Here is a 12,552-nt window from a genome sequence, read left to right as displayed (position 1 = left end):
CAATCCCCGCCCTTTACCCCTACGCCCTTTGCCAAAAAATGGTTCGGTCGCGTAGGAAAGCGGCTATCCAGACGAGTGCCATCGGCATTAGCGCATTGAACGGGGTTCCGTGCGAGAGTTCGGTAGCGAGCGCCCCGGCGAAGTAGCAGGACAGTAGAATAAAACCAAGCTTCATGGTTTTAGGGTAGAGAAAAAGCGCAGCAAAGCCAATTTCCATCAGTCCCAGTTCCGTCAGGTGGTCACCCACCCCTACTTTGGTGAGTGTTTCAACAATCCGTGGTGACTTTATCAGCTTCATGATGCCACTCAGGATAACCATTCCGGCGGCTAGCACGGTTATTCCGATCGTTAGAATACGGGTGATTTTTGGATTCATCGTCGTACGGTTTAAGGTAGCCTTGTCGGCTACGGATTGATGCCACAAACCTACCGAAACCGACTATCCATCAGGAAGCAGTATCCCAAAGGATACCGCTATCCTTTAGGATACCACGCGGCTAAATGATCCTTAGCGCATACCTTTAATTTATGAACACGGTTATGGATGAAGGTGCGCCGGCTATGGGTACGCCAGTAGATCACTCGGCCAGTGCCTGTATCAGCAAGCTGCGAGCTGTTCAGGATGCCCTTTACGTGCTGAATGGCAAATGGAAATTACCTATTATCATTGCCCTGAGCGATGGTCCCAAACGCTTCCGGGAGTTGCAACGGCTGGTGACGGGCATCACGGCTAAAGTGCTGAGCAAAGAGCTGAAAGAGCTGGAAATGAACGAATTCGCCGTACGGCGCGTCTACGCAACCACGCCCGTTACGGTCGAGTATACGTTGACCGAATACAGCCATTCTCTCGACAGCATCATCCAGGCGCTGAGTGAATGGGGTATGCACCATCGAACACGAATTCTTGGTAAAGACAAAGACCGCGTCTGACCCACGCCCATCAGCACAAGGCTTTTCCTGTCACCCCTGAAAGCGGCCTGATACGAATGACGGCAGTTCGATAATACACAGACGCTGCTCACGAAATCCAGGAGTTACTGGTCGATGAACTCAAGCGCATCATTCCGAAGATGCAGTACGCCAGCAGGCTCCCTTTTACGTTTCAGTGAAGCCCGGAAACACCCGATTTGTGAACGCGCCATAATCCGTACGCTCCAGCCAGTTCGCTGCGCCATATTTCTGCGAAGCACAACAGATGCTTGTTTAGTAAATAAACATTTACTTACTTTGTATCAGGCTACAGTATACTCGCCCAAACGGGTAAGCCAATCGTTCGAGCGGGCATAAAAACAGCGGTTCTATGAGACCTAAGAATCTGGAAAAAGAGGAAGCCATCCGTACCATCGCTCTCCGAATCATTGCGGAGGAAGGGTTGGAAAACCTGAGCATGCAAAAGCTGGCAAAAGAGGCCAATGTATCGCCCCGTACGATTTATATCAAATACGCCGATAAGGATGATCTGCTGGTAAAGCTTTTCATCGATGAGGTGCTGGGAGCGTATGAGCAGGCTGTGCTCGAAAATTTCAGCCCGGATATGAGCTTTGCGGAAGGGGTCAGAAAAATCTGGCTGAATACGTACCGGTATTTGATCAGCAACCGGCAGTCTTTCGTGCTGATGCAGTACGGCAAATCGTCGCCCTTATTGAACAAAGCGTTTCAGGAGCGAAACATTCAGGAAGGCCAGTTCTTCGCGCCGATTCACCGCTTTTTTCACCGGCATGCCACGGCTGGTACCATCAGAAAATTCCCGCTGGAGGTACACCGGGCACTGCTTTTCGCACCCCTGCTCGATTTGGTAAATGAATACTTCGAACACGCCGAACGACCCCACCAGATCATCACTCAACACGTAGTTTGGGAATGCTGCGAGGCAGTTATCAGGGGAATGCTTCTGGAAACCTAAAGTTTGACCATGACGAATCACGCGCAAATACGATGAACATCGATCCAACTCATAAAATCCAATGAGAGCAATCAGCAACAGGAAAATAGCCATCGTGGGTGGAGGCCCCGGCGGATTGACCCTTGCCCGACTTTTGCAACTGGCAGGAGCCGACGTAACGGTGTATGAACGAGACCTTAACCGGGATGTCAGAGTACAGGGGGCGACCCTGGATCTGCACGACGACTCAGGGCTGGAAGCGCTCCGAAAAGCCGGGCTGACAGACGCCTTTCAGGCCAGCTACCGCCCCGGTGCCGACCGGGTACGCATTATCGACAAATACGCTACGATCATCCTGGATGAACATGCGGGCGAAAAAGACGACCTGTTTCGCCCGGAGATCGACCGCGGCCCCCTGCGCAACCTACTCCTGGATTCTCTACAACCCGGCACCGTTGTGTGGGACAGCCAGTTCAGCAGTCTTTCCGCAGAAAATGGTTCCTGGAAACTGAGGTTCAAAAACGGCACTTCAGCGCTGGCCGATCTGGTCGTTGCGGCCGATGGAGCCAGCTCGAAGATTCGCCCGTATATCACACCCATCCAGCCGTTTTACGCGGGTATTACAGTCGTCGAAGGCACGGTCTACGATTCGGCCACCAACAGCCCGCACGTGGACCAGTTGCTGAAAGGTGGAAAAATATTTGCCATGGGCGACGAAAAAACCCTCATCGTTAGTGCCAAAGGCGATGGAAGCCTGGTGTTTTATACCGGCTGCAAAACCGATGAAAACTGGGCTCAGACGAGCGGTATCGACTTTTCGAACAAAGATCAGGTGCTTACCTGGTTCAGGGAGACCTACTCGGGGTGGGATCCTGTTTGGCAGGAGTTGTTCGAAAAAGCCAGCCCGCCGTTCATGCCCCGTCCGCAGTACTGCATGCCGCTGGATCAGACCTGGGACGCTTTACCCAACCTGACCCTGCTGGGCGATGCCGCGCACCTGATGCCCCCTTACGCTGGCGAAGGAGTAAACATGGCCATGCTGGACGCCCTGGAACTAAGTGAATGCCTTATCCATGATGACTTTCCGGATTCACGGTCGGCCATTGCGGCCTACGAAACCCAGATGCGCAACCGAGCCGCCGAAACGGCCCGGCTAACGCTGGAATCGACAGCCGCTCTCCATGCTCCCGACGCGATTGCTTACCTGAGTGAGCTTATTGGTTAATCGCCCACTGACTAACAAACAACCGGTGAGTGTGAAATGAGCACCCGGTGTTTGTCATTGTCGTCAAACACAGGGTTTTTGAGTTTATCTGTTCCTCTTTTGCGAATATGGCCGGTTGGTCGGTACCTGCTGCCAGTCAGAAAGTAATAAATCACGTTCATTGTGTCGGCTACATCCCGATGCACTGGCTTCGGCTGTTGATACCCGGTCAGCCCTGTTCATGACTGGGCTGTCAGCTGGCCGAATAGACTGGTTTCTGGATTGGGGGTTAAGCCGATGGATGCTGCAACAGGCGAACGCGTACGAGTGTGCCCCGACCAGCAATACTTTCCACCTCCAAACTCGCTCCAACCAGTTCACAAAGCCGTTTGACGATCTGCAGCCCGACTCCTTCGCCACTGGGGCCCGGCGAGAAACTGGCTAAGGCGGGACCCTCCGGAATTTCATGTTGTGAGTTGGGCCGGGCCGCTATCGGCTGGCCTTCGTCGGGCGACAGTACGCTGGTTTCTTCGACGACAGGTTTGAGTTGCTGATGAAACAGTTCCAGCAGGCCAGCCGGTAGGCCGGGGCCTGAATCCTGCACACTGAACCCCCACCGCCAATCGTTTTCCGACGACCAGGATACCGATACGATACCCGGCTTGTCGGTGGTGGAGGTCGTATATTTCAGCGCATTGACCAGTAGGTTCTGCGCAATTCGGTGAATTTTCACCCGGTCAGTTTTTACCCGTAAAGTGGGCGGTCCGTCGGCCCGCAGAAACAACCCCCGCTCTTTGGCCATCGGCTGGGTGCTGGCTACTAATTCGATTAAGAGCTGAGCCGCATCGACTTCTTCCATTTGCACCGACTCCAGCGAGGCTTCCAGCCGGGACAGATCGATCAAGCCCGTCAGAAGGCCACGAACGTTGGTTATGTTCCGGTTTAACATCTCGGCGAATTGCTGGCGCTCTTCCTGACCCAGTTCGTCGGTATTAAGCACCTGGGCCGCCCCGCTGATGATACCTAACCCGGAGCGCAGATCGTGCGAAGAGGTCCGGAGCAATTCGGCGCGCTGGCGAGACAGTTCTTCCATTTCCTGCAAGGCCTGCTGCAGGCTTTCTACCCGGTTGGCTGCTTCAAGCCGTTGTAACTCATCGTGTTTGGTAATACTCCCCCGGATGGTCTCATTGATAAGCACCAGGATCTGTTGCTGTGCTTTCAGAATCTCATCGGCGTTTGAGTCTGGCTGTAGTGACCGAAACAGCTTCACCTCCTCGAACAAGACCACGCCCAGGTGGCTGATTTCTTTGACCAAATCGGGCAGATTCATAGACTTCTGCCAGCGGTGTAAGCCATGCGATTCGGCGGCTACGGCCGGGTCGGTTTCTTCTTTTTTGCCCTGCAGTCGCTGTTCCAGAATATCGAGGATGATTGGAAGCAGGTTATTAAACTCTTCCCGGCTTAACACTCCGACTTTACTTAGCGCCGGGTCGGCTTCGCAGACTGTCCGCCAGGTATTCAACAGTGTCTCCCGGCGGCTGAACAGAAAAGAAACTAATTTGTCGATAGTTAGGGAAAAACCATGAGTAGGCTCAGTTTCCATACACTAAGTGAGTGATGATCAATGTACTGAATGAATAATAACGTTTTCTCAAAGCCGTACGGGCGCCTTTCAGAACGTGCTCACGGCTTTTATAAGAATCAACGGTCATCAGGAAATAAGGTTTGATAAATCTGAGATTGGCGTAAGTAGTTTCCTGAAGTAACGAAGCGTGTTGTCGGCTTCTGAGAGGCCGTCAGGAATGATAAGTAAGCACCAATGGTGTTCCGGCAGCGGCACTAATTTGTAAAACAAAAAGATCGATATACGTTAGAAAACGGTCCCTTTTTCCTGAATGCATGCCAGCGAGCATCGGGCGGCTAAACAAATCAAGCTATTGGCCAGTCATATATAGATCAGAAAGGGGGCTTACCCGCAGGAGCTATATTCCTCGCTTTTAGGCCATACTCAGGCACAAGTGGCTTTCGTCTTCCGTACTGATAGATAGATCTGGCTGTTTTTGAGAAGTTGGGGGATACTTGCTTACGGAAAAACGATTGTACGATTTTGAAGAGTTTATGCTGACAGGTAAAAAATATGACATAATTCAATCATATTCTTCCTTATTTAAGTTACTAAACTTAATTTTAATCAACATTTTGAGGATGCCAATTTTTGGTATGTTTACAATGAAATAGATAGATTATAGTTCGCGGTTTCCTCCTTGATTCATTGATGAATTCATTAAGTAACCAGAGTGCGATCCAGCCTCTCCCCTCCCTTCCCAAAGCTCCCACTGGCATCGAAGGTCTAGATGAAATAACGAATGGGGGCTTACCCAAAGGGCGGCCCACGCTCATCTGCGGAGGGGCGGGCTGTGGCAAAACCTTATTCTCGATTGAATTTATCGTTCGGGGTGCCACTGAGTTCAAAGAACCGGGCGTGTTTATGGCTTTCGAAGAGAAAGCAAACGAGTTGGCGGCAAACGTAGCGTCGCTGGGTTTCGATCTGGAAAAACTGCAGAACGAACAGCTTCTAAAAATCGACCATGTCCATATTGACCGCAGCGAGATCGAAGAAACCGGTGAGTATGATCTGGACGGGTTATTTATTCGTTTAGGCTACGCTATCGATAGCATTGGCGCCAAACGGGTCGTGCTGGATACAATCGAAAACCTGTTCTCCAACTTAACCAATGAAAGTATTCTGCGGAGTGAGCTCCGGCGGCTTTTTACCTGGCTGAAAGAAAAGGGGGTAACTACCATCATCACGGGTGAACGCGGCAATGGCAGCCTGACCCGACACGGGCTGGAAGAATATGTATCCGATTGTGTTATTCTGCTCGAACACCGGGTCGATCATCAGATTTCAACCCGGTTGTTGCGCATTGTGAAATACCGGGGGTCGATGCATGGCACCAACGAGTATCCGTTCCTGATCGACGAAGACGGAATCTCGGTATTGCCCATTACCTCATTGACGCTGGATCACCCCGTTTCCGACGATCGAATTTCATCGGGCATTCCGTCTTTGGATAAGATGCTGGGTGGCAAAGGCTTTTTTAAAGGAAGTAGTATTCTGGTATCGGGAACGGCCGGTACGGGCAAAACCAGTATGGCGGCCAGCTTCGTTCAGGCAGCCTGTCAGCGGGGCGAACGCGCACTTTATTTAGCCTTCGAAGAATCGCCCCAGCAGATTTGCCGAAACATGCAGTCCATTGGGATCGATTTACAGACGTATGTGAATAAAGGACTGCTCAAGTTCAAAGCTTCCCGGCCAACGCTCAATGGGCTGGAAATGCATCTAGTAGCCATTCATAAGTTTGTCGATGAATTCAAGCCGGATATTGTCGTGCTCGACCCCATCACGAATCTGGTTACGATTGGCACGCTGAGTGAGGTTCGGTCGATGCTGATTCGACTGATTGACTTCTTACAGGCCGAGCAGATCACCGTGTATTTTACGGCACTATCGTTGAATTCCATAGTCACCGAACAAACCGACGAAGGGGTTTCGTCGCTGGTCGATGCCTGGATTTTAGTGCGGGATATCGAATCGAACGGGGAGCGAAACCGGGGGCTGTATGTTATGAAATCGAGGGGCATGAAGCACTCCAACCAGGTGCGGGAGTTCGTCATTACCGATAGCGGGATGGATCTGATCGATGTATATCTGGGGTCCGACGGCGTATTGACCGGCTCGGCGCGTGAAGCGCAGCAACTGCAGGAGGTAACGGGAGTGGCCCTCCGGGATCATGCGATCACACAGAAAGACAAAGAAATCGAGCGCAAGCGGACGGTGCTCGAATCCCGGATTGCCAGTTTGCAAGAAGAATTCGAATCTGTGCAGGATGAATTGAACAAGACCTTCGTTGAGGAAGAACTTCGCAAAGAAATAATAGAGCGCAATCGGGAACAGCTGATTCGCAACCGACACACTGGTCAATAACCGCGGATTATTTACCCTCTATTCCATTGATGAACGAACAAGAAGACCTCTGGGAATTACGCCTATATGTGGCCGGCAAGACGACAAAATCGGTAACGGCTCTGAGTAACCTAAAAAAATATTGTGAAGAACATTTGCCAGGAAAGTACGTTATTGAGGTAATTGATTTATTAGTGCAACCTCAACTGGCGGCTGGCGATCAGATTTTAGCCGTGCCAACCCTGGTTAAGAAGGTACCCGAACCTATTCGCAAAATAATTGGCGATCTATCGAATGAAGAAAAGGTTCTGGTAGGTTTAGACATTCGCTCGGCGAAGAAATAAGATGAGTCAGCCAGTAGCGCGTGTGGATGAAAATCAGACTGGTGAAAGTCAGTTTTATGAACTCTGTTTATTTACAACAGGGGCGTCGATTCATTCGGTCCGGGCTATTACCAACATCAAACGCATTTGCGAAACTTATCTTCCGGGCCAGTATTCCCTGGAAATAATTGACGTTTATCAGCAGAAGTCCCTGGCCGAGTCGGCGCAACTGATCGCCCTGCCCTTACTCATCAAAAAAGCCCCCTGGCCGGAGCGCCGGTTCATTGGCGATCTCTCCGATACGGACAAGGTAGTAAAAGGATTAGGTATACCCGGTTGATGAATCCACCTAAAACATATGACCAGTTAGTTGCCGAAAATGAGCAATTACGCTTGCGTTTAGAGGAGACGACGGAAACGATTCTGGCAATCCGAACCGGGCAGGTGGATGCGCTGGTGGTTGAAGGTGAGCATGGGCATGAACTGTATACCTTAAAAACCGCCGATCAAACTTACCGTGTTTTTATCGAGACGATGCACGAGGGAGCCGTGACGCTCGATGAACAGGGGCTTATTCTTTACAGTAATTCTACCTTTGCTTCCATGGTCGGCCAGCCCCTGCCGAGCGTTGTCGGGTCTGGATTCGACCACTACATCATTCCTGGCTATGAGTCGGCTTATGCCGAGTTTTTTGCGCAAAGCTGGCAGGCTTCGGGCAAGGCAGAAATAGCTATCGGTCAGCCCGATCAGGCGCTGATTTGTTTGTTATCGGCTACTCCTTTAGTACTCGACGAGGGCAACTGTTTAAGTCTGATCATCACCGATCTGACCGTCCAGAAACAAACGCAGGCTCAACTAAAGAGTAGTAATGAGGCTTTAGCGTTAGCCAATGAAGCGCTCAACCGTTCGAATGATAACCTTCAGCGGTTTGCTTATGTGGCCAGCCATGATTTGCAGGAACCCCTGCGCAAGATCCAGCAATTTGGCAGTCTGCTGAAAAACCGCTTCGCAGCGATGCCCGACGAGGAATTAGCGTACCTGGATCGCATGCAGTCGGCAGCCAGCCGTATGTCGACCCTGATTAAAGATCTCCTCGACTATTCACGTATCTCGAGCCATCGCAGCACGACTCAACCTGTAGCGCTTAATGAGGTAGTAGACCGGGCATTGACTACCCTGGAACTCATTATCGCCGAAACAGAAGCGGTCATTCACGTTGAGCCGTTACCCACTATTTCGGGGGATGCGGCTCAGCTAGACCAGCTGTTTCAGAATCTGCTCAGTAATGCCCTTAAATTCCGGCAAAAAAGCCTGCCCCCCGTTATTCGGGTCGGCTATCAGGAAATTCCGGGGGTGCAGCTACCGCTTGTGGTTAAACCAACGCGACTGACTGAAAGCTACCATCGAATCAACGTAACCGATAACGGCGTAGGGTTCGATGAGAAGTACCTGCATCGAATTTTTCAGGTGTTTCAACGGCTCTATGGCAAGAGCGAATACGCAGGTACGGGCATCGGCCTGGCCATTTGTGAAAAGGTAGCCGCTGACCACGGCGGAGCGATTACGGCCACCAGCCAGCCAGGGCAGGGCGCTACTTTCAGCGTGTACTTTCCTGTGTGACTTACTCTTTCCGGCCAGGCTCTGCCGGGTAAAGCGGATTACAAATAAATCAACCCCGGTATAATCGACTATTCGTTCCTTCAGCTTTTTCGCAGCAGGCTCTGAGAGGTGCAGCGTAAACTGGCATTTGCCAGCACCATAGCGCCAGAAACAGTGAGCAGGGCGTAAAAGAAAGGCTCAATTAGGCCGATGCTGACCGCTCCTTGGTGAAGAGCGGTTCCAGTATATCCCGATGGGCCTCACCCCACTGCGCGGTCAGTTCAATTACAGGTATCAAGGTTTCACCTAAGGCGGTGAGTCGATATTCCACCTTCAGTGGCTTTTGATCAAAGCTAATTTTGGAGAGAATCCCCTGCTCGACCAACTGGCTCAATTGGGTATCTAACAATCGGCGCGACGCTCGGGATAATTTACGATGCAAGGCACCAGGGCGCCGGATGCCCGAATGGATGCTCCAAATGAGGCTAAGCTTCCACTTCCCATTCATCACTTCCATAAACAGGTGCAGACCACAGTCCAGCTCGAGGGGTAATTTTCGCTCGTACATCCCACAAAGATACACCCTCACAGACGCTATTGGCTACGGCTAAATTCAGCCCTACTTGACTCGATTTGACTTAAGGCTTCTTTTGCAGGATGAACTACAAACTATTTGGAACCCAAACTGGATTACCAGCCAGTGCGCTTATTCTGGGTGGCTCGCAGTTAGGAGACCGCCGAGGGTATGGCACGGCGGCCCAGGAAGCCCTTCATATTTTGTCGGCTTATGCCGATGCAGGTGGCAATTTTATCGATGTCGCTGACCAGTATCAGTTTGGCGAATCGGAAGAAACGATTGGTCGCTTTACCGAGCACAACCGACACGATTTTATTATCTGTACTAAGTATACCCGAAGCAGTCAGGCGAATCCCTCGCTGGCCAATGCGGGTAATCACCGTAAAGCGATGCGTCAGGCCATTGGGGGCAGCTTGAGACGTCTGAAGACGGAGTATATCAATCTGTATATGCCCCATTTTAATGATGGGGTCACCCCGTTAGAGGAAATGGTTCGAGGGCTGGAAGATCTGGTATCCGCTGGTAAAATTTTGTACGTGGGTTTGGCCAACTTTCCGGCCTGGAAAGCAGCGATGATCGCTGCTTCTATACCGCTGACGGCTATCCAATACGAATACAGCCTGATGCAACGGTCAGCTGAACGGGAGCTGATCCCAATGGCGGAGCACTTCGGTTTGGGTAAGATGGGCTATTCTCCGTTGGCTGGCGGCTTACTAACGGGAAAATATCGGCAAGGAGCATTGGGTTGACTGACACTGTCTTCGGCGGACACTTACCAGGAAGATGAGCGCGCAAAGGCAATATTGGATCAACTGGAACTGATGGCCAGTGAGCTCAACGCTACGCCGGAGCAGCTGGCGCTGGCTTGGGGTTTGCACAAGGGCGTTTTTCCGATCATTGGGGCGCGCACACTGGCGCATCTGGAGAGCAGCTTGCGGGCGGCCGCTATTGGCTTATCAGCGGACCAGTTACAGGTTTTGGATGAGTTGAGTGCTATTCAACTGGGCTATCCTCACGACCTGCTGGCTAGCGTGCAAAAGAACTAGTAAGGGCTTGGCGGCTGAACGTATATAATCTCCTGAAACGCTGAAATATAATCTGGCACCTGTCTATTCATCCATAGGTGAATAGACAGGCCTATAGGGGCAAGTCTTCCAGATCCGATAAAATGTTGATGCCACTCGTCTTCATTAATTCGCTTGCATTGAAATCTCGACATAAACCCGGGGTGAGTTTATAATCGAAAAGCATTCTCCCCCCGCCCAGTTCACTATTGAAGCTGTAATTGACGACTGCCAGGTAACTACTGGCCACTTTGGCTAACGACAGATCATGGGTAGAAATTAGCCCAAAAGCATTCAGATCCGCCAACTGCCTGATTAAAGACACGCCCCCTTTGTAACGGTCCTGCGAATTGGTACCCTTGAACATTTCATCCAATAGAAACAAGACCACCTGACCGCTTACAAGCAAGGTCAGCAGTTGCCCGATCCGCTTCAACTCCGCATAAAACGAAGAAACCCCTTCAGCTAAATTATCCTGGGTACGCATACTGGTAAACAACTGCAGAGCAGACACCTGCCCACTACTGCTACAACAGGGAGCTCCCATCAAGGCTAAAACCAGATTGATACCCAGGGTTCGCAGGAAGGTGCTTTTGCCCGCCATGTTGGATCCGGTTATCATGACGATGGCTCCGCGTCCCGTTAAGGCAAAGTCATTGTAAACGCGCTTGTCGGAATGGATCAAGGGGTGACCCAGACCAGTAAAATCGATCCAATAGGGCTCTTCCCTAATTTGAGGGAACACAAAACCTGGATTGGAATAAGCAAAACCAGCCACACTACTCAACACCTCGAATTCACTGACGGACCAGACCCAGTTTTCCAGCTTGAATCGATTCTTATCTTTCCAGTTTTCCGTTAGCAGTATCCAATAGATATCAACTAAAAAGAAATTGTTGAAAAGGCGGTAAAAATCATTGCCGCCAATGGAGGCTTTTTGCGTGCCTCGCTGCTGAAACACCTCCAGTATGGTCTTCAACTGATTAATTTCTTTCCCGGCAGAATAGTGGTCCTGGCGAAAACTTGCTTGTAGCCGTTGGAGAACGGGAGAAGTAAATACCTCTGATTCAATTCGATCGATGAGGGCGTGGTAGCCTCCCAAGGTTTTGACATGGTGACGCAGGCTCTCCGTAATGTCTTCCGCCAGGGGCCTGACTCGTCTTAAGATCAATCGGTTAATCAGCAGGGCGAGTATCAATGGAAGCAAATAGCCAATGGAAAAAGAACCTCCCAGATAAGCAAATTGAATCAAATGGCGAATAAAAAGGGTGGCAGCGCTAATGGCTAAACAAGCCAGGCCGATACCCAGCAGCACATACGCACGTTGACGGGGTAACAACTGCACGGGCTTTTCGACCCAACTCAGCAGTTGGTCATACTTATTTCGGACATTGGTAAAGGGCATGCCCGACGCCTGAAACTCCTGTCGCCAGTCTAGTTTCGGGATCAATTCCTGAATGGCTTGCTGACGCTCCAGAATTGTTTCTTTGGCAGCAGGCTGAGCCAGCCATTGGGCTAGTTGCCTCGTTGCGGATTCAGTAGTTGTTCGATTCAGTAATTGGAAAAGCGAATGAGGGCCAAAAATGTCCAAATCGGCCAGATAGGCATGTTGCTGATCCATAAAGGCTTGTCCAGTAGGCAAATCCGTTAGTTTGTTATCGAGCCGATCAAGTTCCTGCTGATTGATATGCTGTAAGTAGGTAAGGTGCTGGCGTTGCTGGACCGTACGCTTATACCGGTTGTAAATCAGACCAAAAGTTAGCATACTTAAGGGGACTACTAACAGCAGCAGGCGAAGGAAATGCTCATTGGCCAGCAGCAAGATAAGGCCGGCAGCACCAAGAAAAATCGTTAATCGAAGAATAGAAAGCCGCTGCAAGCTTTTATCGAGTTGAGCAATCGTGAGCTCATAGTGCTGCATTCTCTGTTGATAGCT

11 protein-coding genes and 1 pseudogene are annotated in these 12,552 nt (G+C 50.8%); 8 read left to right on the top strand and 4 right to left on the bottom strand.

Annotated features, from left to right (window positions below; genetic code table 11):
• Window positions 1-19: 19 nt before the first annotated feature.
• The gene (locus tag ACYVC2_RS06410; protein ID WP_461101475.1) at window positions 20-376 is read right to left on the bottom strand and encodes a DoxX family protein; all 357 of its coding nucleotides are present in this window, start codon (window positions 374-376) and stop codon (window positions 20-22) included.
• Window positions 377-528: 152 nt separating this feature from the next.
• On the opposite strand from ACYVC2_RS06410, the gene ACYVC2_RS06405 reads away from it, so the two are divergent.
• The 3 genes from ACYVC2_RS06405 (at window position 529) to ACYVC2_RS06395 (ending at window position 3,107) form a co-directional block, all read left to right on the top strand.
• Window positions 529-930 (top strand): winged helix-turn-helix transcriptional regulator, encoded by a 402-nt coding sequence (locus tag ACYVC2_RS06405; protein ID WP_461101474.1) that lies wholly within the window; start codon window positions 529-531, stop codon window positions 928-930.
• Window positions 931-1,300: 370 nt separating this feature from the next.
• Complete coding sequence (locus ACYVC2_RS06400) at window positions 1,301-1,903, top strand: TetR/AcrR family transcriptional regulator (protein WP_461101473.1); 603 nt, start codon at window positions 1,301-1,303, stop codon at window positions 1,901-1,903.
• A 61-nt stretch (window positions 1,904-1,964) separates the two neighbouring features.
• Complete coding sequence (locus ACYVC2_RS06395; RefSeq protein ID WP_461101472.1) at window positions 1,965-3,107, top strand: FAD-dependent oxidoreductase; 1,143 nt, start codon at window positions 1,965-1,967, stop codon at window positions 3,105-3,107.
• A 268-nt stretch (window positions 3,108-3,375) separates the two neighbouring features.
• Here the strand turns inward: ACYVC2_RS06395 and ACYVC2_RS06390 are convergent, their stop codons facing one another.
• On the bottom strand, window positions 3,376-4,689 hold the full coding sequence (locus ACYVC2_RS06390; RefSeq protein ID WP_461101471.1) for a sensor histidine kinase: 1,314 nt from the start codon (window positions 4,687-4,689) through the stop codon (window positions 3,376-3,378).
• A gap of 672 nt (window positions 4,690-5,361) precedes the next feature.
• Here ACYVC2_RS06390 and kaiC point away from each other — a divergent pair.
• From kaiC to ACYVC2_RS06370, 4 genes are read left to right on the top strand one after another with little or no spacing between them, the layout of a single operon-like run.
• Entirely contained in the window at window positions 5,362-7,074 is a 1,713-nt protein-coding gene (gene kaiC, locus ACYVC2_RS06385; protein WP_461101470.1) for a circadian clock protein KaiC, read from the top strand.
• A gap of 29 nt (window positions 7,075-7,103) precedes the next feature.
• A complete protein-coding gene (locus ACYVC2_RS06380) occupies window positions 7,104-7,397 on the top strand; it encodes a circadian clock KaiB family protein (protein ID WP_461101469.1) in 294 nt (97 codons plus the stop codon).
• A 1-nt stretch (window position 7,398) separates the two neighbouring features.
• Complete coding sequence (locus tag ACYVC2_RS06375) at window positions 7,399-7,716, top strand: circadian clock KaiB family protein (protein ID WP_461101468.1); 318 nt, start codon at window positions 7,399-7,401, stop codon at window positions 7,714-7,716.
• Window positions 7,716-8,996, top strand: coding sequence for a sensor histidine kinase (locus ACYVC2_RS06370; protein WP_461101467.1), 1,281 nt, complete (start codon window positions 7,716-7,718; stop codon window positions 8,994-8,996). Before ACYVC2_RS06375 ends, ACYVC2_RS06370 begins: the two co-directional genes overlap by 1 nt.
• Before the next feature lie 181 nt (window positions 8,997-9,177).
• Here ACYVC2_RS06370 and ACYVC2_RS06365 read toward each other — a convergent pair whose 3' ends face one another.
• On the bottom strand, window positions 9,178-9,543 hold the full coding sequence (locus ACYVC2_RS06365) for a winged helix-turn-helix transcriptional regulator (RefSeq protein ID WP_461101466.1): 366 nt from the start codon (window positions 9,541-9,543) through the stop codon (window positions 9,178-9,180).
• A gap of 89 nt (window positions 9,544-9,632) precedes the next feature.
• Between ACYVC2_RS06365 and ACYVC2_RS06360 the strand changes: the two are divergent.
• Window positions 9,633-10,598 (top strand): annotated as a pseudogene (locus tag ACYVC2_RS06360) (aldo/keto reductase).
• 91 nt (window positions 10,599-10,689) lie between these two features.
• On the opposite strand, the gene ACYVC2_RS06355 reads toward ACYVC2_RS06360, so the two are convergent.
• On the bottom strand, window positions 10,690-12,537 hold the full coding sequence (locus ACYVC2_RS06355) for a MutS-related protein (protein WP_461101465.1): 1,848 nt from the start codon (window positions 12,535-12,537) through the stop codon (window positions 10,690-10,692).
• Between the last annotated feature and the right edge of the window lie 15 nt (window positions 12,538-12,552).

Source organism: Spirosoma koreense (assembly GCF_054777875.1).
This window is presented reverse-complemented; position numbering and strand designations above follow the sequence as displayed.

Coding starts and splice junctions, on each gene's coding strand:
- ACYVC2_RS06410 (WP_461101475.1), bottom strand. CDS start 376: ATGAATCCAAAAATCACCCGTATTCTAACGATCGGAATAACCGTGCTA.
- ACYVC2_RS06405 (WP_461101474.1), top strand. CDS start 529: ATGAACACGGTTATGGATGAAGGTGCGCCGGCTATGGGTACGCCAGTA.
- ACYVC2_RS06400 (WP_461101473.1), top strand. CDS start 1,301: ATGAGACCTAAGAATCTGGAAAAAGAGGAAGCCATCCGTACCATCGCT.
- ACYVC2_RS06395 (WP_461101472.1), top strand. CDS start 1,965: ATGAGAGCAATCAGCAACAGGAAAATAGCCATCGTGGGTGGAGGCCCC.
- ACYVC2_RS06390 (WP_461101471.1), bottom strand. CDS start 4,689: ATGGAAACTGAGCCTACTCATGGTTTTTCCCTAACTATCGACAAATTA.
- kaiC (WP_461101470.1), top strand. CDS start 5,362: ATGAATTCATTAAGTAACCAGAGTGCGATCCAGCCTCTCCCCTCCCTT.
- ACYVC2_RS06380 (WP_461101469.1), top strand. CDS start 7,104: ATGAACGAACAAGAAGACCTCTGGGAATTACGCCTATATGTGGCCGGC.
- ACYVC2_RS06375 (WP_461101468.1), top strand. CDS start 7,399: ATGAGTCAGCCAGTAGCGCGTGTGGATGAAAATCAGACTGGTGAAAGT.
- ACYVC2_RS06370 (WP_461101467.1), top strand. CDS start 7,716: ATGAATCCACCTAAAACATATGACCAGTTAGTTGCCGAAAATGAGCAA.
- ACYVC2_RS06365 (WP_461101466.1), bottom strand. CDS start 9,543: ATGTACGAGCGAAAATTACCCCTCGAGCTGGACTGTGGTCTGCACCTG.
- ACYVC2_RS06355 (WP_461101465.1), bottom strand. CDS start 12,537: ATGCAGCACTATGAGCTCACGATTGCTCAACTCGATAAAAGCTTGCAG.